The organism is Burkholderia sp. BCC1977 (assembly GCF_905339595.1).
In the GTDB taxonomy this organism is placed as follows: Bacteria; Pseudomonadota; Gammaproteobacteria; order Burkholderiales; family Burkholderiaceae; genus Burkholderia.
In genome coordinates this window covers 37,908-58,758 of the sequence record NZ_CAJPGQ010000045.1, presented here as the reverse complement: position 1 = coordinate 58,758, position 20,851 = coordinate 37,908, and the positions used below count along the sequence as shown (strand labels likewise).

The window sequence follows — 20,851 nt, the reverse complement described above, 5'->3', positions numbered from 1 at the left end:
TTCGGGATAAGCTCCCGGCTTTTCCCGCACTTCCCCCTGCCATGCTCGAACTCAAGCACATCGATCTGCGTACCGACCCGCAGGCCCGTCGCGTCGTGAAGGACGAAACCGTCACGGTCGCCTTCGCGGATGCCGACGGCGAACTGATGAGCCTCGAAGGCCCGAACCGCTATGTCGCGGGCGACGCGCTGATCACCGGCTCGACCGGCGACCGCTGGGTCGTGTCGCGCGCGCGCTTCGACGCGAAGTACCTGCCCGCCGATCCGGCGCTCGCGCACGGCGCGCCGGGCGCCTACCGAAACCGGCCGGCCGTCGTGCTCGCCCGCCGGATGGACGAGCCGTTCACGATCGCCCGCTCGGAAAACGGCGACACGCTGCGCGGCGTCGCCGGCGACTGGGTGATGCAGTATGCGCCCGGCGACTACGGTGTCGTGCAGGCGCAGCGTTTCGCGCAGGTCTACCGCGACGCATAACGCGCTATACCCCGGCCTCACGCCGGCGCGCGCTCACGCGAGCACTCACGCAAAATCTTCGTCGAGTTCGAGCTCCGCGTCGCGCTCGACGGCCTCGCCGGCCGCGTGCCGCTCCTCGAGCGAGCCCAGCATCGCTTCCGTGTACGCATGCAGCACCGCATGGCTGCGGGCGCGCTGCATCGGCCTGAGCGCCAGATAGCGCGCCAGCGCGCCCGGCACGATGCGGATGTCGAGCGTCATCCGTTTCGGCGTCGAACCGAAGCGCATCGCGAGCCAGTGCACGGACAGGAACCGCCCGCGTTCGTCGCTGCTTTCGGCAAAGCGCGTCTGCTCCGGAAAGAGATCGCAGATCACGCGCGCGAGCGCGTCGAATTCGGCGCTCTGGCATTCGATCAGATAGTCGTCCATTCCGCCCTCCCGTCAGGCCGCCGCGCGCGGCGACCGGCACGTCTTCACCAGCACGGCGACCAGGATCGCGGCCAGCACGACATACACGGCCTCGAGCGACCCGGCCGGCAGCACGCGCACCTGGTACAGCAGCGCCGGCGCGACCGCCAGCGCATGCAGCACGATCGCGAGCGGCAGCACGCCCGCGCGGCCGGCGCGCACACCGCGCCAGACCAGCACCGACAGCGCAAGCTGCACCGCGAACGCCGCGCAGCGCTCGATCAGCAACAGCAGGACCGACTGTGCCGACAGCGTCGCCAGCATCACGTGCGGCCGCACGACGGTATCGCCCGGCAGGTCCGCGAGTTGCGTCTCGAGCTGCCCGCGGCTCGCGAGCCACGCGAGATACGACCACTGGCCCCATACGAGCACGCCGACGAACCACGCTTCGGCACCGGCATGGCCGATCCCGTAGCCGATGCCGCGCCCGTCGCCGGCCGACGCGCCGTAGCGGCGGTTGAGGAAGCGCATCCCGAGATAGCGGCCGACTTCCTCGAACACGGCGGTCGCGAGCGCGCTGTACGCGACGAACGCGAGCGGCTGCGTGAGCCAGCCGCCGGCAGGCGTCTGGCTCAGCACGAGACCATGGAACGCACGTTCGACGATCATCGCGAACAGCGTGAAGACGGCGACGCCGACGATCGTGTCGCGGCGGTCGAGCGCAAGCGGCTTGCGCAGGGTACGGAAGAGAACGAACGGCAGTAGCGCGATGATCAGCGTGGCGGCGATCAGCACCGCCAGCGTGACGGGGGCGACAGTCATGAATTTCCTTGTTCGGGGCAGCGCACCTGACGCGCCGCGTGCCCCGAATGATACTCAGCTTGCGGTCGACGCGCGCGCAATCAGCTCGCCCGGCAGCAGCGCGACGCGCACGTCGCCGACCGCGCCGTCGATGCGCTCGTGCACGAATTCGACGGCCTTGTAGCCGATCTCGTAGGTCGGCTGGCGGATCGTCGTGATGCCGATCAGCTCGGCCCACTCCGGATCGTCGATCGACAGCAGCGCGGCCTTTTCCTGCCACGCAGCGCCGAAACGCGCGCGCAGGTGGCGCGCGATCGCGAGCGCGACCGGCGCATTCGCGGCGAACAGCGCCGCACGCACGCCGCGCCGCGTCGCGTCGTCGATGCGCGCGTCGAGGTCGGCGAGCGCCGCGGCGGCGGCGGCAGGCTCGTTCAGGTCGAGCACGACCGTCGGCGGTACCGGCAGCCCGCGCGCCTCGAGCGCCGCGCGGAACGCAGCCTCGCGCAGGCGCCGCGAGCTGACGCGCTCGAACGGCTGCACGACGAAATGGATCGCATCGAAGCCGCGCGCGATCAGGTGCGCGAGCGCCGTCTCGATCGCATCGGTATTGTCGAGCCCGATCAGGTCGGCCTCGAAGCCCTCGACCGTCCGGTCGACCAGCACGGCCGGGATGCCGCCGCCGCGCAGCGGGCGCAGCACGTCTTCCTCGGCGCCGAGCGCGTTGACGATCAGCCCTTCGACACGATAGGTCGTGAGCAGCTGCAGGAAGCGCCGCTCCATCTCGACTTCATTGGCCGCGTGACAGATGAGCGGCATGTAACCGAGCGCGTGGCACGCGGCCTCGACGCCCTGCAGCACTTCGACGGTATACGGATTGGTCAGGTCGGCCGCGAGCATGCCGAGCAGCCGGTTGCGGCCGCGCTTCAGCCCCCGCGCCATCTGGTTCGGCCGGTAGTTGAGGCGCGCGATCGCCGTCTCGATCCGCTGGCGCAGATCGGCGGACAGCACGTGCGTCTCGCCGTTCAGATAGCGCGAAACGCTGGTCTTGCCCGTGCCGGCTTCGCGTGCGACGTCGCTGATCGTCGCCGGACGCTGCGTGGAAGGTTGCGAATCGCTCAAGTCGTGCCTCGCGTCGTACGATCCGCGCCGCTTCGTGTGCGGACGGACCTTTGTTGTTGGATACGAAAGCCACCCGGCGGACGCCGCCGCTCCCCTGCTTCGCGGTCGACCGGAGCCGGCGCATGCGCGCCCGCTCCGGTCGCCTGAAACACATGGCGACCGGCCGCACCGGACCTGGCACGGATGCCCGTCGCCGGACGCCGCCGGCCGTGCGGCCGGGTCGTCGATGCGACGAGCGGGCGATCATAACGCAGCCTGCCCTCCCGCACCAAGACCATCGCCTCTAACGGCGCCGGCGGCCCCGCCGGCTGGCGGCGCCCGCTCAGGCGCGCGCGAGCGCGTCGGGATTGACGAGGTTCGTGCGCAGCGTGCCGGCCAGCGCGCCGACCAGGTTTTCCGCGGCGCAGCGCGCCATCGCATGACGCGTCTCGTGCGTCGCCGAGCCGATATGCGGCAGCGCGACCACGTTGTTCATCCGCAGCAGCGGCGAATCCGCCGGCAGCGGCTCCTTCTCGAACACGTCGAGCCCCGCGCCGCGGATCGTGCCCGCGCGCAGTGCGTCGATCAGCGCGGCCTCGTCGACCACCGGCCCGCGCGATGCGTTGATCAGGATCGCGCCGCGCTTCATCTTCGCGAATTCGGCCGTGCCGATCAGATGATGCGTTTCCGGCGACAGCGGCACCTGCAGGCACACGAAGTCCGACTGCGCGAGCAGTGCGTCGAGCGAGACGCGCCGCGCGCCGTACTGCGTCTCGGCTTCGGCGTGCGCGGAACGGTTCGTGTACAGCACCTGCATCCGGAAGCCGAGCGCCGCGCGGCGCGCGACCGCGCCGCCGATCCGCCCGAGCCCGACGATGCCGAGCGTCTTGCCCTGCACGTCGGTGCCGTACAGATCGGGGCCGATGCTGCGATGCCAGTGGCCGGCCTTCACCCACTCCGCCAGTTCGACCACGCGCCGCGCGGATGCGAGGATCAGCGAGAACACGGTGTCGGCGGTCGATTCCGTCAGCACGTCGGGCGTATGCGCGAGCACGATCCCGCGCCGCGTGAGATCCGCGACGTCGAAGTTGTCGTAGCCGACCGAGATCGTCGACCAGGCCTTCAGCCGCGGCGCGCGATCGAGCATCCGCGGCGTGACCTTCAGGCTCGCGCCGATCGCGCCGTCCGCGTCGGCGAGGGCGTCGGCGAGCGCGTCGGCGCCGTCGGCCTGCACGACGTCCGCGTGCTCGCGCAGGTACGCGAGAACGTCATCGGGCAGCGGCTTGTACGCGACGATACGAGGCTTCATCGTTTTCACTTTCCTTGCAGCGGCGTCGCGAGCGGGTGCGCATCGCGCGCCTGGGGTTTGACGGACAGCGTGAGGATCACCGCGGCGACGAGCGCGACGCTCATGAACGCATACGACGCGACGGGCGAACCGGTCGCACCGTTCAGGTAGCCGACGAAATACGAGCCGACGAACGAGCCGAGCGCGCCCATGCTGTTGATCAGCGCCATCGCCCCGCCGGCGACGTTCTTCGGCAGCAGTTCCGGCACGATCGCGAAGAACGGGCCGTACGGCGCATACATCGCGGCGCCCGCGACGACCAGCAGCGCATACGAGATCCAGAAATGCGACGAGCCGAGCGCATACGACGCGGCGAACGCGGCCGCGCCGACCAGCAGGAACGGCCACACGAAGCCGCGGCGCGAGCCGACCTTGTCGGACGCCCACGACGCGACCAGCATCGCGATCGTCGCCGCGAGGTACGGCAGCGCCGACAGCCAGCCGGTCGCGACCATCCCGAGCTCGGAACCGTTCTTGACGATCGACGGCAGCCACAGCACGAAGCCGTACACGCCGATGCTCCAGCAGAAGTACTGCGCGCACAGCTTGATCACGGCCGGCGAACGGAACGCCTCGCCGTAGTTGCGCACGGGCTTGATCGTCGCCTGCTCGGCCGCGAGCGCGGCGTCGAGGTCGCGCTTTTCCTGCGCGTTGAGCCACGGCGAATCGGCCGGCTTGTCCTGCACGAGGAACCACCAGCACACGGCCCAGATCACGGCCGGCACGCCTTCGGCGATGAACATGTGGCGCCAGCCGAATTCGTGCACGAGGTAGCCCGACACGATCGACATCCACAGCACGGTGACCGGGTTGCCGAGGATCAGGAACGTGTTCGCGCGCGAGCGCTCGTTCTTCGTGAACCAGTTGCTGATGTAGATCAGCATCGCCGGCATCACGGCCGCCTCGACCACGCCGAGCACGAAGCGGATCGCCATCAGCGACGGGATGTTGGTGACGACGCCGGTGAGCGCCGCGCACGCCCCCCACAGCACGAGGCTGGCGAACACGAGCTTCTTGACGCTGCGGCGCTCCGCATAGATCGCGCCCGGAATCTGGAAGAAGAAGTAGCCGAGGAAGAACAGCGCGCCGATCAGCGACGACAGGCCCTTGCTGATCCCGAGGTCCTGGTTGATGCCGGCGGCCGCCGCGAACCCGTAGTTCGCGCGGTCGAGGTAAGCGAGGCTGTAGGTGATGAAGACGATCGGCATGATCGTCCACCAGCGTCGAGCTGCAAGATTGGCTGCCATCAGAGTGTCTCCTGGGTAGATCGGAGCAGGCGGATCAAACGCCTGGCTCCGCTCCCGTCCTGTCGGGAATCGACCGGCGTCGGCGCATCGGCGCCTGCTCCGGCCTCATGCAAAACCGTGCACGAAGCACGAAATGGGTCCGCGGATTGTGCCGTGTCCGGCCTCTCATTGCGCGGTGACGGTTTCCTCTAAGCGATCGGCGCGATTGCTGACGTTTTCGAGCTGATCGAGCGCCGCACGGGTCGGCAGGCCTTCCGAATCGCCGATCACCTGGATCGCGAGCGCCCCGATGCGGTTGCCGCGCGCGACCGCCTGCTCGACGGACCGGCCTTCCAGCAGCGCGCTGACCACGCCGACCGCGAAGCCGTCGCCGGCGCCGACCGTGTCGACCACGTTCGCGACGCGCTCGCCCGCCACCGTGCCCTCGTGGCCGTCGGCCGTGCGGAAGTACGCGCCCTCGGCGCCGAGCTTGATCACCACGCCGCGCGCACCCTGTGCCAGGTAGAAGCCCGCGATGTCGGCCGGCGTGTCGTGCCCGGTGAGCTGCTGCCCTTCGGCGAGGCCCGGCAGCACCCAGTCGGCGAGCGTCGCGAGCGCATTCAGCGTCTTCGCCATCACGTCGGCGGACGGCCACAGCGTCGGGCGCAGGTTCGGATCGAACGAGATCGTCTTGCCGGCCGCGCGCATCTCGCGCGCCAGCTGGAACGCGAGCTCGCACGACGTCGCGGAAATCGCAGGTGCTACGCCCGTCAAATGCAGGTGCCGCGCGCCGAGCACGTAGTCGGCCACATAGTCGTCGCACGACAGGTGGCTCGCGGCCGAGCCCTTGCGGAAATATTCGACGGTCGGATCGCTGCCGTCGTCGTTGCGCGACTTCAGCTGGAAGCCGGTCGGATAGCGCGGATCGACGGTCACGCACGACGCGTCGATGCCTTCGCGCGCGAGCGTGTCGAGCACGTAGCCGCCGAACGAATCGCGGCCCACCCGGCTCATCCAGCCGACCCGGAAGCCGAGCCGCGACAGGCCGATCGCGACGTTCAGGTCCGCGCCCGCGATCCGCTTCGAGAATTGCGCGGCATGCGCGAGGTGACCGGGCTCGGCGGCGACGAACATCGCCATCGCTTCGCCGTAGGTCACGACATCGAGTGCTGCTTTCATGAGTGCATTCCTCCGTATCCTTCCGGCGTCACGCGGCGGCGAGCCACGCGACGCGCCGGCCGGCATCGCCCGCCAGGTCGGCCGCATCGAACGGAAACTCGATGCCGCGCGGCGCCGCTTGCGGCAGGGCCGCGAGCACGCCCGTGACGAGCGGATCGCCCGGCGCCGGCGCCACCGCGAAGCGGCGCGCGCCCTCGCCAACGACTGCCTTGCAATGAATGTATTCCACGTGCGGCGCAAGCGCGTGCGCGCACGCGAGCGGCGCTTCGCCCGGCCACTGCCAGTTGCCGATGTCGAACGTCATGCCGAGTGCATCCGGCATGCTCGCCGCGGCCAGCGCATCGAACAGCCCGCGGAACTGCGCGAGCGCGCCGCCCACCGGCAACTGGCCGTTCTCGACCACCACGCGGGCACGCGCGCCGCGCGACAGCGCGACGATCTCGGCCGCATGCGCGTCGCCGGCGAAGCCGCCGAGCTGGAACTTGACGAAACGCGCGCCGAGCGCGTCGGCTTCCACGAGCGTGTCGCGCAGCGCGTCGGCATCGAGCGCGCCGGTTTCCGTGTACAACAGGGCCGGCGTCGAATAGACCGACCACAGCCCGTGCGCGGCGAGTGCCGTGCCGAGCGCGGCCAGCGCGCCGGGCGTCGCGTCGTCGTCCGATGCGAACAGTTCGCGCCGCACCTCGAAGCCCGTCGCGCCGGATGCCGCCGCGGTCGCGATGAATGCACGGTGGCCCTCCTGACGCACGCGGTCCATCCCGAATGCGCTCGCCACGATCACGATGTCTGCCATTTCTGCCCTTTTTTTCACCGGAATGGAACCGGTTCCATTTGCTTGAGACGGATGGTGCGCTTCGCGTCTGGTGCACGCCATAGAGGAAATCCCTAAGACCGGCTGCCGTGCGAGCGCGCGCCTGCGGCGTTCCCGGGCCGGCTTCGGCCGCCTATCGGGCGTCGTGCGTGACGCACATGTCGAGGAACTGGGCGGCCACGCGCGACGGCGCGGCGCCGTGCGGCACCAGGATCGAGAAATGGCGCGTGAGCGGTGCCGGCGCCAGCGAGCGCGGCACGAGCGCCGCCCCCTCGTGGCGCAGCGACATCGCGGACACGAAGCCGACGCCCATCCCCGCGCGCACGGCCTCCTTCACGGCCTCGACGCCCGCGATCTCGAACGCGACGCGCATCGGCGCGGTGCCGTGCGCGAACGCGCGTTCGACGAGCTGCCGCACGGCGGAGCCCTCCTCGCGCAGCACGAGCGGATGCGCGGCGAGTGCGTCGAGCGTGACGCCGGTTTCGTAGTCGGGCGCGGCGAGCGGATGTCCGGCCGGCACGACCGCGACGATCTCGTCCTCGTGCCACGCGTGCACGGCGGTGCCGGGCGGCAGCGCCTCGCCGGGCGGCCCTTCGATCATCGCGATGTCGAGCGACGCCAGCGCGGCCACCACGTCGGCCGTATTGCCGCTCATCGTGTGGATCGCGACCCGCGGCACGCGCGGCTGGAACGCCGCGATCAGGTACGGCAGCAGGTAGCTGGCCGGCGTCGTGCTCGCGCCAATCCGCAGCGTGCCGGCGTCGAGCCCGCGCACCGCGTCGCGAAACGCGCGCGCCTGCGCGAACGTGTCGCGCTGCGCCTTCGCGTACTGCGCGAGCTGCTCGCCGACCGGCGTCAGGCGGATGCCGCGGCCGTCGCGCTGGTACAGCGGCTCGCCGAATTCGTCCTGAAGCTGGCGCAGCTGGCCCGACACGGCCGGCTGCGACAGATGCAGCGCCACGGCAGCGTGGCTGATGTTCAGATGTTCGGCGACGGCCGCGAACGTTATCAGTTGATCCGGGGTCATGGAGATGAATTATCGGCTTTCCGGATAGTTTACGTCACAAATCACTATTTTTCATATCGATATAACCAAATTAGGATTAAGCCATCGCAACCTGCTTGATCACGGTGCCCCATGTCCACTGCTCCAACTCCCCATCTCAACCACGCCGCGCCGTCGATGCGCGGCCAGTTGAACGGCGTGCTGTTCGTCGCGCTGTTCGCCGCCGCCGTCACCAGTCTGTCGCAACTCCCGGCGATCGCCGGGCTCGGCCTGTCGCCGCTGATCGTCGGCATTGTCGCGGGCGCGCTGTACGGCAACGCGTTGCGCGACGGCATGCCCGCGAGCTGGGCGGCCGGCGTCAACTTTTCCGCGCGCAAGCTGCTGCGCATCGCGGTCGCGTTCTTCGGCCTGCGCGTGAGCCTGCAGGAAATCGCGCAGGTCGGCCTGCCGGGCCTGACGGTATCGGTGCTGGTCGTCGTCAGCACGCTCGCGATCGGCACCTGGGTCGGCATGAAGGTGATGAAGCTCGATCGCGACGCGGCGCTCCTGACCGCCGCCGGCAGCGCGATCTGCGGCGCGGCCGCCGTGCTCGCGTTCGAATCGACGCTGCAGTCGAAGCCGCACCAGAGCGCGATGGCCGTGGGCAGCGTGGTGCTGTTCGGCACGCTGTCGATGTTCCTCTACCCGCTCGCGTATCACGCCGGCCTGCTCAACCTCGACCCGACCGGCCTCGGCCTGTTCTTCGGCGGCACGATCCACGAGGTCGCGCAGGTGGTCGGCGCGGCGAGCGACATCAGCCCGCAGGTCACGCACGTCGCGACGATCGTGAAGATGACCCGCGTGATGCTGCTGGTGCCGGTGCTGCTCACGCTCGGCTGGTGGCTCGCCCGCTCCGCACGTTCGGCCGACGCCGACGGCGCGCAAGGCAAGCGCAAGGTGGCGGTGCCGTGGTTCGCGCTCGGCTTCCTCGGCTTCGTGATCGTCAATTCGCTGAACGTGCTGCCCACCGACGTCACGCACACGCTGAACGTGCTCGACACCTTCGCGCTGACGATGGCGATGACCGCGCTCGGCATCGAGACCCGCGTGTCGCAGATCCGCGAGGCCGGCCCGCGCGCCCTGACCACCGGCCTGATCCTGTACGTGTGGCTGATCGCCGGCGGCTACGGGATCACCTGGGCCGTGCAGCACTGGCTTGGCTGAGCCGCGCATCCCCGCCGCGACACGCGCCGCGCCCGACGGGAAGGTCCCGCGGGCGCGGCGCAGTGCTATGCTTCGCGTCGTTTTCCTTCGTCCTCTTCATCATCCTCTTTCAGCCGTGCTCTCGTTCCTGCTGAAGCTGCGCACTCGCGCCCAGACGCTGTTCCGCCTGTCGGACGCCCATACGATGCTGATCTGGTCGGCCGTCGTCGGCGTCGGCGGCGCCTTCGCCACCATGGCGTTCCGCGAAGGCATCGACCTGATGCAGCACCTGATCTCCGGGCACAGCGGCAGCTTCGTGCAGATGGCGAAAAGCCTGCCGTGGTACGTGCGCTTCTGGATGCCGGCCGCGGGCGGCTTCCTCGCCGGCTGCGTGCTGTTGCTCGCGACGCGCGGCGACCGGAAATCCGGCAAGACCGACTACATGGAAGCCGTCGCGCTCGGCGACGGCGTCGTGCCGGTACGGCAGAGCCTGTGGCGCAGCGTGTCGTCGCTCTTGACGATCGGCAGCGGCGGCTCGATCGGCCGCGAAGGCCCGATGGTGCAGCTCGCGGCGCTCGCCGCGTCGCTGGTCGGCCGCTTCGTGCACTTCGATCCGCCGCGCCTGCGCCTGCTCGTCGCGTGCGGCGCGGCAGCCGGCATTACCTCGGCGTACAACGCGCCGATCGCCGGCGCGTTCTTCGTGTCCGAAATCGTGCTCGGCACGATCGCGATGGAGAGCTTCGGGCCGATGGTCGTCGCGTCCGTCGTCGCGAACATCGTGATGCGGGAATTCGCCGGCTACCGGCCGCCGTACGAGATGCCGGTGTTCCCGGCCGTGACGGGCCCCGAGGTGCTGCTGTTCGTCGTGCTCGGCGCGCTGTGCGGCGTGCTCGCGCCGCAGTTCCTGCACCTGCTCGATGCGTCCAAGAACCAGTTCAAGCGGTTGCCCGTGCCGCTGCCGGTGCGGCTCGCGCTCGGCGGCCTCGTGGTCGGCGTGATCTCGGTGTGGATTCCGGACGTATGGGGCAACGGCTACAGCGTCGTGAACCACATCCTGCATTCGCCGTGGACCTGGCAGGCGCTCGTCGCGGTGCTGGTGTTCAAGGTGATCGCGACCGCCGCGACCGCGGGCTCCGGCGCGGTCGGCGGCGTGTTCACGCCGACGCTGTTCGTCGGCGCCGTGTTCGGCTCGCTGTTCGGGCTCGCGATGAACGCGCTGTGGCCCGGCCACACGTCGGCGTACTTCGCGTACGCGATGGTCGGGATGGGCGCGTTCATGGCCGGCGCCACGCAGGCGCCGCTGATGGCGATCCTGATGATCTTCGAGATGACGCTGAGCTACCAGGTCGTGCTGCCGCTGCTGGTGTCGTGCGTGTTCGCGTATTTCGTCGCGCGTGCGACCGGCACGACGTCGATGTACGAGATCACGCTGCACCATCATCAGGACGCACGGGAACGGCTGCGGCTGCGCACCACCCAGATGCGCGAGCTGATCCAGCCCGCGCAGACGGTCGTGCCGCTCGCCGCGAGCGTCGCCGACATGACGCGCGTGTTTCTCGAATACCCGGTGAAGTACCTGTACGTGACCGACGACGCCGGGCGCTTCCGCGGCGCGGTCGCGCTGAAGGACATCACGTCCGACCTGCTCGACAAGCGCGACACGACCGACAAGACGGCCGCGCACTACGCGCATACGCCGTTTCCACTGCTCACGCCCGACATGCCGCTCGCGACCGCGCTCGAACGCTTCATGGCGTTCCAGGGCGAACGGCTGCCGGTGATCGAAAGCGAGGCCGAGCCGACGCTCGCGGGGGTCGTCTACAAGACATCGTTGCTCGATGCGTACCGGCGGATGACCGGCGAGCGCTGACGGCTCCCGTGCGTGGCGCCCGGTGCGGCGGGCGCCGCCGCCTCGATCACCGCGCCGCCCGCCGGATCGTTCAGTCCGGCGCGCGCCCCAGCACGACCCGTGCGAAGAAGCCCGCGAGCACCGATTCGGCCACGTCGGCCGACACGTGCTGCGGATCGGCCGTGTAATACGACTGCACACCGTCGCACAGGCACATCAGCCCGAACGCGAGCGTCTCGGCCGGCAACAGCAGCGGCGTGCCCGCGCGCTCGGCGAAGCGCTGGATGAATTCGGCCATCTGCAGCCGCTTGCCGTGCAGGAACTGGTTGAAGCGCACGCGAAACTTCGCGTCGCGCGCCGCCTGCAGCTTCGCCTCGCCCCACAGCAGCGAATACTCGTCGTCGCGAAACAGCGTCCGGTAGTACGCGAGCGCCGTCGACTCCATCTGCTCGCGCGGCCCGCCTACCTCGAAGATCGCCTCGAAATCGGCCCGCACCGAATCATGGTCGCGCTCGAGCAGCTCGAGCAGCAGTTCCGACTTGCTGCGGAAGTTCGAGTAGAACGCCCCGCGCGTGTAGCCGGCGGCCGCCGCGATGTCCTCGACGCTCGCCGCGACATAGCCTTTCTTCATAAAAATCCGGTGCGCGGCATTCAGCAGACGTTCGCGCGTCTGGTCCCTGCTCTGCTCGCGAGTTAAGCGCTGTGGTTTCATGGCGCGCAGTCTAGCACCATCCGGCTTTCAGATTCATCTTTGCATTCAGATACAGGTGTGTATTAGAATCCGCCACAGTTTCCGAACGAATGCGTTCGGCTCTGTTCGTGCGCGCCGGGTCGGCGCCACTCGGGGCAAGCGCCCGCCGCGCTTGCCGGCTTCGTTCCGCTCTCACCTCATCTGGGGGTTTCGTGAATCGCTCCGGTTCCCGCGCCGTGCTGCTGATCGGCACCGCGCTCGTCCTCGCCGCCTGTCACCCGAAGGAAGCCGCGCCGCCCGCACCGCGCCCGGTCGTCGCGCTGCCCGCGCACGCCGACGGTGCCGCGGCCGCGGCCACGCTGCCCGGCGAGATCCAGCCACGTTATGCGACACCGCTGTCGTTCCGCATCGCGGGCAAGATCGTCGAGCGCAAGGTGCGGCTCGGCGATGCCGTCAAGGCCGGCCAGGTCGTCGCGCTGCTCGATCCGTCCGACGTCGAGAAGAACGCCGCCAGCGCGCAGGCGCAGCTCGATGCCGCGTCGCACAGCCTCGCGTTCGCGAAGCAGCAGCTCGAGCGCGATCGCGCGCAGGCGCGCGAGAACCTGATCGCGACCGCGCAGCTCGAGCAGACCGAGAACAGCTACACGTCGGCGCTCGCGCAGCGCGACCAGGCGCAGCAGCAGCTCGCGCTCGCGAAGAACCAGCTCCGCTATGCGACGCTCGTCGCCGATCACGCGGGTACCATCACCGCCGAACAGGCCGACACCGGCCAGAACGTATCGGCCGGCCAGGCCGTCTACCAGCTCGCGTGGTCCGGCGACGTCGATGTCGTCAGCGACGTGCCCGAAGCCGCGCTCGCGTCGCTCACGCCGGGTCACGCGGCGAGCGTCACGCTGCCGTCGCTGCCGGGCCGCCAGTTCGCCGCGAAGGTGCGCGAAATCGCGCCGGCCGCCGATCCGCAAAGCCGCACCTATCGCGTGAAGCTCACGCTCGCCGCCCCCGATCCGGCCGTGCGCCTCGGGATGACCGCGAACGTCGCGTTCGACGGCGCGCCGGTTGACGGCAACGCGCCGAGCATCACGCTGCCCGCGACCGCGCTGTTCCACGACGGCCCGCATCCGGCCGTGTGGGTCGTGCGCACGAAGGACGACACGCTCGAGCTGCGCCGCGTCGACGTCGCGCGCTTCAACGAACGCACCGTCACCGTGTCGCACGGGCTGCAGCCGGGCGAGCGCGTCGTGCTGCAAGGCGTGCATACGGTCAGCGCGGGCGAGAAGGTGCGGCCGGTCGCGCCGCTGCATCCGGAGGACTTCGCGTCATGAGCAGCCCCCGCGAAGAAGGCCGGTTCAACCTGTCGGCATGGGCGCTGCGCCACCAGGCACTGGTCGTCTACCTGATCGCGCTCTCGACGCTCGCGGGCATCCTCGCGTACACGCGGCTCGCGCAATCCGAAGACCCGCCGTTCACGTTCCGCGTGATGGTGATCCGCACGTTCTGGCCCGGCGCAAGCGCGCGGCAGGTGCAGGAACAGGTGACCGACCGGATCGGCCGCAAGCTGCAGGAAACGCCGGCCATCGACTTCCTGCGCAGCTATTCGCGGCCCGGCGAATCGCTGATCTTCTTCACCATGAAGGACTCGGCGCCCGTGAAGGACGTGCCCGAGACCTGGTACCAGATCCGCAAGAAGGTCGGCGACATCGGCTACACGCTGCCGCCCGGCGTGCAGGGCCCGTTCTTCAACGACGAGTTCGGCGACGTCTACACCAACATCTGGACGCTCGAAGGCGACGGCTTCACGCCCGCGCAGCTCCACGACCATGCGGACCAGCTGCGCACCGTGCTGCTGCGCGTGCCGGGCGTCGGCAAGGTCGACTACTTCGGCGATCCCGACCAGCGGATCTTCATCGAAGTGAACAACGCGCAGCTCACGCGCCTCGGCATCTCGCCCCAGCAGCTCGGGCAGGCGATCAACGCGCAGAACGACATCTCGTCGGCCGGCGTGCTGACGACCGCCGACGATCGCGTGTTCGTGCGGCCGAGCGGCCAGTTCGACAACGTCGCCACGATCGCCGACACGCTGATCCGCATCAACGGCCGCACGTTCCGGCTCGGCGATCTCGCCACCGTGACGCGCGGCTACGACGATCCGACCGTCACGCAGATGCGCACGGCCGGCCATGCGGTGCTCGGCATCGGTGTGACGATGCAGCCGGGCGGCGACGTGATCCGGCTCGGCAAGGCGCTCGACGCCGAATCGAAGAACCTGCAGGCGCAACTGCCGGCCGGTCTCAAGCTGACGCTGGTGTCGAGCATGCCGCACGCGGTCGCACATTCGGTCGACGACTTCCTCGAAGCCGTCGCCGAGGCCGTCGCGATCGTGCTGGTCGTGAGCCTCGTGTCGCTCGGCCTGCGCACCGGGATGGTCGTCGTCATCTCGATTCCGGTCGTGCTCGCCGTCACGGCGCTGTTCATGTACCTGTTCGACATCGGGCTGCACAAGGTGTCGCTCGGCACGCTCGTGCTCGCGCTCGGGCTGCTCGTCGACGACGCGATCATCGCGGTCGAGATGATGGCCGTGAAGCTCGAGCAGGGCTACAGCCGTGCGCGCGCCGCCGCGTTCGCGTACACGAGCACCGCGTTCCCGATGCTGACGGGCACGCTCGTCACGGTGTCGGGGTTCCTGCCGATCGCGCTCGCGAAATCGAGCACCGGCGAGTACACGCGCTCGATCTTCGAGGTGTCGGCGATCGCGCTGATCGCGTCGTGGTTCGCGGCCGTCGTGCTGATCCCGCTGCTCGGCTATCACCTGCTGCCCGAGCGCAAGAAGCACGCGCACGAAGCCCACCTGCCCGACGATCACGAGCACGACATCTACGACACACGCTTCTATACGCGGCTGCGCGGCTGGATCGACTGGTGCATCGAGCGGCGCTTCGTCGTGCTGCTGATCACCGGCGCCCTCTTCGTCGTCGCGCTGATGGGCTTCTCGCTCGTGCCACAGCAGTTCTTCCCGAGCTCCGATCGCCCCGAGCTGCTGGTCGACCTGCGGCTGCCCGAAGGCGCGTCGTTCGCGGCGACGCTGCGCGAGACCGAACGCCTCGAGAAGGTGCTCGACCAGCGGCCCGAGATCGACCACTCGGTGAACTTCGTCGGCAGCGGCGCACCGCGCTTCTACCTGCCGCTCGACCAGCAGCTGCAATTGCCGAACTTCGCGCAGTTCGTCGTCACCGCGAAATCGGTCGAGGATCGCGAGAAGCTCGCGAGCTGGCTCGAAACCACGCTGCGCGACCGGTTCCCGGCCGTGCGCTGGCGCCTGTCGCGGCTCGAGAACGGGCCGCCCGTCGGCTACCCCGTGCAGTTCCGCGTGAGCGGCGACGACATCGCGACGGTGCGCTCGATCGCCGAGAAGGTCGCGGCGACGATGCGCGGCGACGCGCGCACGGTCAACGTGCAGTTCGACTGGGACGAGCCGGCCGAGCGTTCGGTGCGCTTCGAGCTCGACCAGAAGAAGGCGCGCGAGCTGAACGTCACGTCGCAGGACGTGTCGAGCTTCCTCGCGATGACGCTGTCCGGCACGACCGTCACGCAATACCGCGAACGCGACAAGCTGATCGCGGTCGACCTGCGTGCGCCGCGCGCCGATCGCGTCGATCCCGCCCGGCTCGCGGGCGTCGCGATGCCGACCTCGAACGGCCCCGTGCCGCTCGGTTCGCTCGGCCGCTTCACGCCGACGCTCGAATACGGCGTGGTGTGGGAACGCGATCGCCAGCCGACCATCACCGTGCAGTCCGACGTACGCGCCGGCGCACAGGGCATCGACGTCACGCATGCGATCGACGGCAAGCTGAATGCGCTGCGCGCGCAACTGCCGGTCGGCTACCAGATCAACATCGGCGGGTCGGTCGAGGAAAGCGCGAAGGCGCAGACGTCGATCAACGCGCAGATGCCGCTGATGGCGATCGCCGTGTTCACGCTGCTGATGATCCAGCTGCAGAGCTTCTCGCGCGTGCTGATGGTCGTGCTCACGGCCCCGCTCGGGCTGATCGGCGTGGTCGGCACGCTGCTGCTGTTCGGCCAGCCGTTCGGCTTCGTCGCGATGCTCGGCGTGATCGCGATGTTCGGGATCATCATGCGCAACTCGGTGATTCTCGTCGACCAGATCGAGCAGGACATCGCGGCCGGCCACGGACGCTTCGACGCGATCGTCGGCGCGACCGTGCGGCGCTTCCGCCCGATCACGCTGACGGCCGCGGCCGCCGTGCTCGCGCTGATCCCGCTGTTGCGCTCCAACTTCTTCGGGCCGATGGCGACCGCGCTGATGGGCGGGATCACGAGCGCGACCGTGCTGACGCTGTTCTACCTGCCCGCGCTGTACGCCGCGTGGTTCCGCGTGAAGCGCGACGAACGCGACCCGCTGGACGGCCCGCCGCACGACGGCACGCCTGCCGCGCCGTCGGGAGCCTGATCATGGAACTGTCGATGAACCTGAAAACGAAGGCCGCGCGGGCGCTCGCGGCCGCGAGCCTCGTCGGCCCGCTCGCCGGCTGCGCGTGGTTCGCGCCGAGCGGCGAGCCGCCCGCGATGCCGTCGCCCGCGCATTACGGCGCCGCGCCGCAAGTGCAGCAGACGGTCGCCGCGCAAGGCGTCGCGCAACAGTTCGAAGTCGGCGCGCAGCCCGTGCCCGACTGGTGGACCCAGTACCGCTCCGAGGCGCTGAACGCGCTCGTCGACGAAGGGCTGCGCAACAGCCCGACGCTCGGTGCGGCGTCGCATTCGCTGGATGCCGCGCGCGAGCAGTTGCGCGGGCAGATCGGCAGCTCGATGCTGCCGTCGATCGACGCGGGCGGCCAGGCCACGCGCCAGCGTGCGCTCGGCGTGCCGATCCCCGCGCTCGGCGCGCCGACGCTGCTGTACGACACGTTCGTCGGGCAACTGCAGGCGAGCTATACGGTCGACCTGTTCGGCGTGTCGCGTTTCGCGAACCGCGCGCTCGCGAAGCGCGTCGACGTCAGCGCGTTCCAGCTCGAATCGGCGCGCCGCGCACTCGCCGCGAACCTCGTCACCGCGTCGATCACGGTGTCGGTGCTCAACGCGCAGATCGCCACCACCGAACGGCTCGTCGCGCTCGCGAACGACCAGGCGCACGACGCGCAACGCCGCTATGCGCTCGGCTCGGCGTCGCACAGCGACGCGCTGAACGCGCAGCAAAGCGCGGACACCTTCGCCGCGAGCCTGCCCGCGCTGCGCCAGCAGCGCGACACGGCGCGCCATGCGCTCGCCGTGCTGGTCGGCCGCACGCCCGACCGGCCGCCCGCCGACCTCACGCTCGCCGACCTCCACCTGCCCGAGCAGGTGCCCGTGGTCGTGCCGTCCGACCTGCTGCAAAGCCGCCCCGACATCCAGGCCGCCGACGCGGGGCTGAAAGCGGCCGCCGCCGAAGTCGGCGTCGCGACCGCGCAGCTGTTCCCGCAGCTGTCGCTGTCGGCGGCCATGGGCAAAGGCGGTTTCAGCTGGCCGACGATGCTGTCGGGCGCCGGCGCGATCTGGAACGTCGGCGCGTCGCTGAGCCAGCCGCTGTTCCACGGCGGCGCGCTGCTCGCGCAGCGCCGTGCGGCGAAGGCGACCTACGCGGCCGCGGTCGACCAGTACAAGCAGACCGTGCTGAGCGCGTTCCAGAACGTCGCCGATTCGCTCGCCGCGCTCGAGCACGACGCGGAGGCGCTCGATGCGTCGTCGCGCGCCGCGCTGTCCGCGCACGGCGCGTACGACGACGCGGCCGCCCGTGTGCGGCTCGGCGCGTTGCCGCCGGCGGCCGCGCGCGCGAGCGAGCTGCAGTACCGCAACGCGCGGCTCGACGAGATCCGTGCGACCGGCGCACGCTTCGCGGATACCGCGCGGCTCTATCAGGCGATGGGCACGCCGCCGGTCGACGCGACCGGCAAGGACGCGAAAGCCGCGAAAGCCGGGACAGCCGACTCGGCCGGCAACACCGGCCACACCGGCCACGCGGATCAAGACACCCCCGCCGCCCAGGCGCGCGCGGCCACGCCCGACGCGCCGCCGTCTCCGCAATAACCGCAATAGCGCGCCCCCGCGCCGGGCGCGCGGCGCGCGGGACCACCCCCGCGCGCCGATCCGCGATCTTCCGCTTGACCCTCACGTAGCGTAACGTTCGAGACTCCAGTGTGCGCACCGAACGGAGGACACCATGCGGCTGAAAGTGGGAGAACTGGCGAAACGCAGCGGACTGACCGTCCGCACGCTTCATCACTATCACGCGATCGGTCTCCTGACGCCTTCGGCGCGCGCCGACAACGGCTACCGGCTGTACGACCGCGACGACATCGCCCGGCTCCACCAGATCCAGGCCCTGCGTCGCTTCGGACTGTCGCTCGCCGAAATCGGCGATTACCTGAACCAGCCCGGCACCCCGCTCGTCGAGCTCGTCGCGAAACAGATCGCGTCGCTCGACCACCAGCTTGCGCAGACCGCGCAGCTGCGCGAGCGGCTCGTGCACCTGCACGCGCAACTCGCGGCGGGCACGGAGCCGGAACTGGCCGATTGGCTCACCACACTGGAGTTGATGACCGTGTACGACAAATACTTTTCCGAGGAAGAACTCGCGCGCCTGCCGATGTACCGCAAGAGCCAGGCCGGCGACGCGGAATGGATCGCACTCGTCGCCGACGTGCGCACGCTGCACGACGCGGGCGTGCCGCCCGAGGACGAGCGCGTGCGCGCGCTTGCCGGCCGCTGGATGGCACTGCTCGTGCGCGACACGAACAACGATCCGCGGCTGCTGGCGAAGCTCAACCTGATGCACGAGCGCGAACCGTCGATGCAGTCGAAAATCGGCATCTCGACGGCACTGCGCGACTATGTGCTGCGCGCGTCCTCGGAAACGAAGATGCGGATCTTCGAGAAGTATCTCGCGCCGGACGAGATCCGCTTCATGCGGGCGCACTACGGTGAGCGCGCGATGGAATGGCCGCAGCTGATGGGCGACGTGCGCGACGCGATCGATGCGGGCGCGAAGCCCGATTCGCCGGAAGGCCGCGCGCTCGCGCAACGCTGGCTCGACCTGTTCCGCGGCTATGCGGGCAACGATCCGGCCACGCACGCGAAATTCCGGCATGCGCTGATGAATGAGCCCGCGCTGACGAAGGACTCATGGGCCGACGACACGCTGCTCGGTTTCGTGCGCGCGGCGATGGCGCAGCTTGCGCCGGCGCGTTGATGGCGTGACGCCCGGGCACTGCGCCGGGCGCGACCGGATCGCGCCCGGATCGCACACGACGCGCCCGCTCACCGGTCGCGCACCCCGAGCCCGAGCGCCTTCATCCGCCGGTACAGCGTGCGCTCGCTCATCCCGACGTGCTCGGCCAGCTGCTTGCGCGTGCCGTCGAACGTGCCGGCAATCCGCACGAGTTCCGCGTCCGACACGCCGCGCGCGTCCGCCGCACGCGCGTGCGGCGCGGCCGACGCCGCGACCAGCTCGGCCGGCAGATGCTCGACGCGAATCGTCCCGTCGTCCGCAAACAGGCACGCGCGTTCGAGCACGTTGCGCAGCTCGCGGATGTTGCCCGGCCAGGCATACGCGTCGAGGCACGCCCGCGCACGCTCGGACAGCACGAACGGCCGGGCCGCGAACGGCCGCGCGAGTGCGTCGCCCGCGCCGGCACGCGCATTCGCGATGCGCCGCAGGATCGATTCGGCCAACAGCGCGACGTCGCCGCGCCGCTCGCGCAGCGCGGGCAGCGGAATCGGGAACGCGTTGATCCGGTAGTACAGGTCCTGGCGGAACCGGCCGTCGTCGATCATCTCGCGCAGCGGCTTGTGGGTCGCCGCGACGAGCCGGAAATCCGCGCGCAGCGCCTCGACGCCGCCGACGCGCCGGAACGTCCCCGACTCGATCAGCCGCAGCAGCTTCACCTGCATCGGCAGCGGCACGTCGCCGATCTCGTCGAGAAACAGCGTGCCGCCCTGCGCGGTCTCGACGAGGCCCGGCTTGCGCTGGTTCGCGCCGGTAAACGCGCCCTTCTCGTAGCCGAACAGTTCGCTCTCGAACAGCGTCTCGGCGATGCCCGAGCAATCGACTACCACGAACGGCCCCATCGCACGCTCGCTCGCCTCGTGCAGCGCCCGCGCGAACAGCTCCTTGCCGGTACCCGATTCGCCGAGCAGCAGCACGGGCAGCCTCGACGGCGCGACGCGCTGCAGCGCGCCGAGCGCCGCATTGAACGCGTCCGCGCCGCCGACGAGCCCTTCCGCGCTCGGTTGCGCGGACGCGCTGCGCACCGTCGTCAGCCGCTCGACGTACGCGATCACGTCGCCCTGTGCATCGAAGATCGGCCGCAACTCCACGTCGACGTGCTCGGGGCCGCGCGGCGTATGGTGAATGTGCAGCACGCGGTTCAGGCCGCGCGACTCGAGCGCCTGCTTCATCGGGCAATGCTCGCCCGCCTGGTCGCACGGCACGTCGTAGTGATGCGAGACCTGGAAGCAGTGCCGGCCCACGTGCTCGACGCCCGCCACGCCGAACTGGCGCCGGTACGCATCGTTCGCGGCGAGGATGCGGTAGTCGGGATCGACGACGATCATCGGCTGCGGATCCTGCTCCAGATACGCGACGAGCGCGCGCACGTCGGGCATGACGTCGCGCGACGGCGCGGGAACGATCGGAATGGTGTCGTGCGGATTCATGGGGAGGCTCGGGAACGGATGGCCGGACGGACTGCCAGGCTGGCTGCCAATTCTGCCACGACACTGCCAGACGTGGCAGTCTCCGTCGACGGCAAGC

17 protein-coding genes are annotated in these 20,851 nt (G+C 69.8%); 7 read left to right on the top strand and 10 right to left on the bottom strand.

Annotated elements, in window-relative coordinates; translation table 11 throughout:
- The first annotated feature begins 41 nt into the window (after positions 1-41).
- Positions 42-473 carry a PGDYG domain-containing protein gene (locus tag U5771_RS28630; RefSeq protein ID WP_009689594.1) on the top strand — a complete coding sequence of 144 codons (432 nt, stop codon included), beginning with the start codon at positions 42-44 and terminating at the stop codon, positions 471-473.
- A gap of 45 nt (positions 474-518) precedes the next feature.
- Here U5771_RS28630 and U5771_RS28625 read toward each other — a convergent pair whose 3' ends face one another.
- The 8 genes from U5771_RS28625 to U5771_RS28590 form a co-directional block, all read right to left on the bottom strand.
- A complete protein-coding gene (locus U5771_RS28625; protein WP_322027088.1) occupies positions 519-881 on the bottom strand; it encodes a DUF3022 domain-containing protein in 363 nt (120 codons plus the stop codon).
- Positions 882-893: 12 nt separating this feature from the next.
- Positions 894-1,682 carry a YhfC family intramembrane metalloprotease gene (locus tag U5771_RS28620; protein ID WP_322027087.1) on the bottom strand — a complete coding sequence of 263 codons (789 nt, stop codon included), beginning with the start codon at positions 1,680-1,682 and terminating at the stop codon, positions 894-896.
- A gap of 54 nt (positions 1,683-1,736) precedes the next feature.
- Complete coding sequence (locus U5771_RS28615) at positions 1,737-2,780, bottom strand: LacI family DNA-binding transcriptional regulator (protein ID WP_322027086.1); 1,044 nt, start codon at positions 2,778-2,780, stop codon at positions 1,737-1,739.
- A gap of 322 nt (positions 2,781-3,102) precedes the next feature.
- The gene (locus U5771_RS28610) at positions 3,103-4,068 is read right to left on the bottom strand and encodes an NAD(P)-dependent oxidoreductase (RefSeq protein ID WP_322027085.1); all 966 of its coding nucleotides are present in this window, start codon (positions 4,066-4,068) and stop codon (positions 3,103-3,105) included.
- A gap of 5 nt (positions 4,069-4,073) precedes the next feature.
- On the bottom strand, positions 4,074-5,354 hold the full coding sequence (locus U5771_RS28605) for an MFS transporter (RefSeq protein WP_322027084.1): 1,281 nt from the start codon (positions 5,352-5,354) through the stop codon (positions 4,074-4,076).
- 165 nt (positions 5,355-5,519) lie between these two features.
- Positions 5,520-6,512: a sugar kinase gene (locus U5771_RS28600; RefSeq protein ID WP_322027083.1), complete on the bottom strand. Its 993-nt coding sequence runs from the start codon at positions 6,510-6,512 to the stop codon at positions 5,520-5,522.
- Between the two features lie 28 nt (positions 6,513-6,540).
- Complete coding sequence (locus tag U5771_RS28595) at positions 6,541-7,305, bottom strand: sugar phosphate isomerase/epimerase (protein ID WP_322027082.1); 765 nt, start codon at positions 7,303-7,305, stop codon at positions 6,541-6,543.
- Positions 7,306-7,456: 151 nt separating this feature from the next.
- Complete coding sequence (locus U5771_RS28590) at positions 7,457-8,350, bottom strand: LysR family transcriptional regulator (RefSeq protein WP_322027081.1); 894 nt, start codon at positions 8,348-8,350, stop codon at positions 7,457-7,459.
- 111 nt (positions 8,351-8,461) lie between these two features.
- On the opposite strand from U5771_RS28590, the gene U5771_RS28585 reads away from it, so the two are divergent.
- Entirely contained in the window at positions 8,462-9,532 is a 1,071-nt protein-coding gene (locus tag U5771_RS28585) for a YeiH family protein (protein ID WP_322027080.1), read from the top strand.
- Between the two features lie 115 nt (positions 9,533-9,647).
- Positions 9,648-11,381, top strand: coding sequence for a ClcB-like voltage-gated chloride channel protein (locus U5771_RS28580; protein ID WP_322027079.1), 1,734 nt, complete (start codon positions 9,648-9,650; stop codon positions 11,379-11,381).
- A gap of 70 nt (positions 11,382-11,451) precedes the next feature.
- Here U5771_RS28580 and U5771_RS28575 read toward each other — a convergent pair whose 3' ends face one another.
- Entirely contained in the window at positions 11,452-12,072 is a 621-nt protein-coding gene (locus tag U5771_RS28575; protein WP_322027078.1) for a TetR/AcrR family transcriptional regulator, read from the bottom strand.
- A gap of 191 nt (positions 12,073-12,263) precedes the next feature.
- On the opposite strand from U5771_RS28575, the gene U5771_RS28570 reads away from it, so the two are divergent.
- From U5771_RS28570 to U5771_RS28555, 4 genes are all read left to right on the top strand, one after another.
- The gene (locus U5771_RS28570) at positions 12,264-13,373 is read left to right on the top strand and encodes an efflux RND transporter periplasmic adaptor subunit (RefSeq protein ID WP_322027077.1); all 1,110 of its coding nucleotides are present in this window, start codon (positions 12,264-12,266) and stop codon (positions 13,371-13,373) included.
- On the top strand, positions 13,370-16,516 hold the full coding sequence (locus tag U5771_RS28565; protein ID WP_322027076.1) for an efflux RND transporter permease subunit: 3,147 nt from the start codon (positions 13,370-13,372) through the stop codon (positions 16,514-16,516). Before U5771_RS28570 ends, U5771_RS28565 begins: the two co-directional genes overlap by 4 nt.
- Before the next feature lie 2 nt (positions 16,517-16,518).
- Entirely contained in the window at positions 16,519-18,126 is a 1,608-nt protein-coding gene (locus U5771_RS28560; protein ID WP_322027075.1) for an efflux transporter outer membrane subunit, read from the top strand.
- Between the two features lie 133 nt (positions 18,127-18,259).
- The gene (locus U5771_RS28555) at positions 18,260-19,288 is read left to right on the top strand and encodes a MerR family transcriptional regulator (protein ID WP_322027074.1); all 1,029 of its coding nucleotides are present in this window, start codon (positions 18,260-18,262) and stop codon (positions 19,286-19,288) included.
- A gap of 68 nt (positions 19,289-19,356) precedes the next feature.
- On the opposite strand, the gene U5771_RS28550 is transcribed toward U5771_RS28555, so the two are convergent.
- Positions 19,357-20,754: a sigma-54 interaction domain-containing protein gene (locus U5771_RS28550; RefSeq protein WP_322027073.1), complete on the bottom strand. Its 1,398-nt coding sequence runs from the start codon at positions 20,752-20,754 to the stop codon at positions 19,357-19,359.
- Positions 20,755-20,851 lie beyond the last annotated feature (97 nt).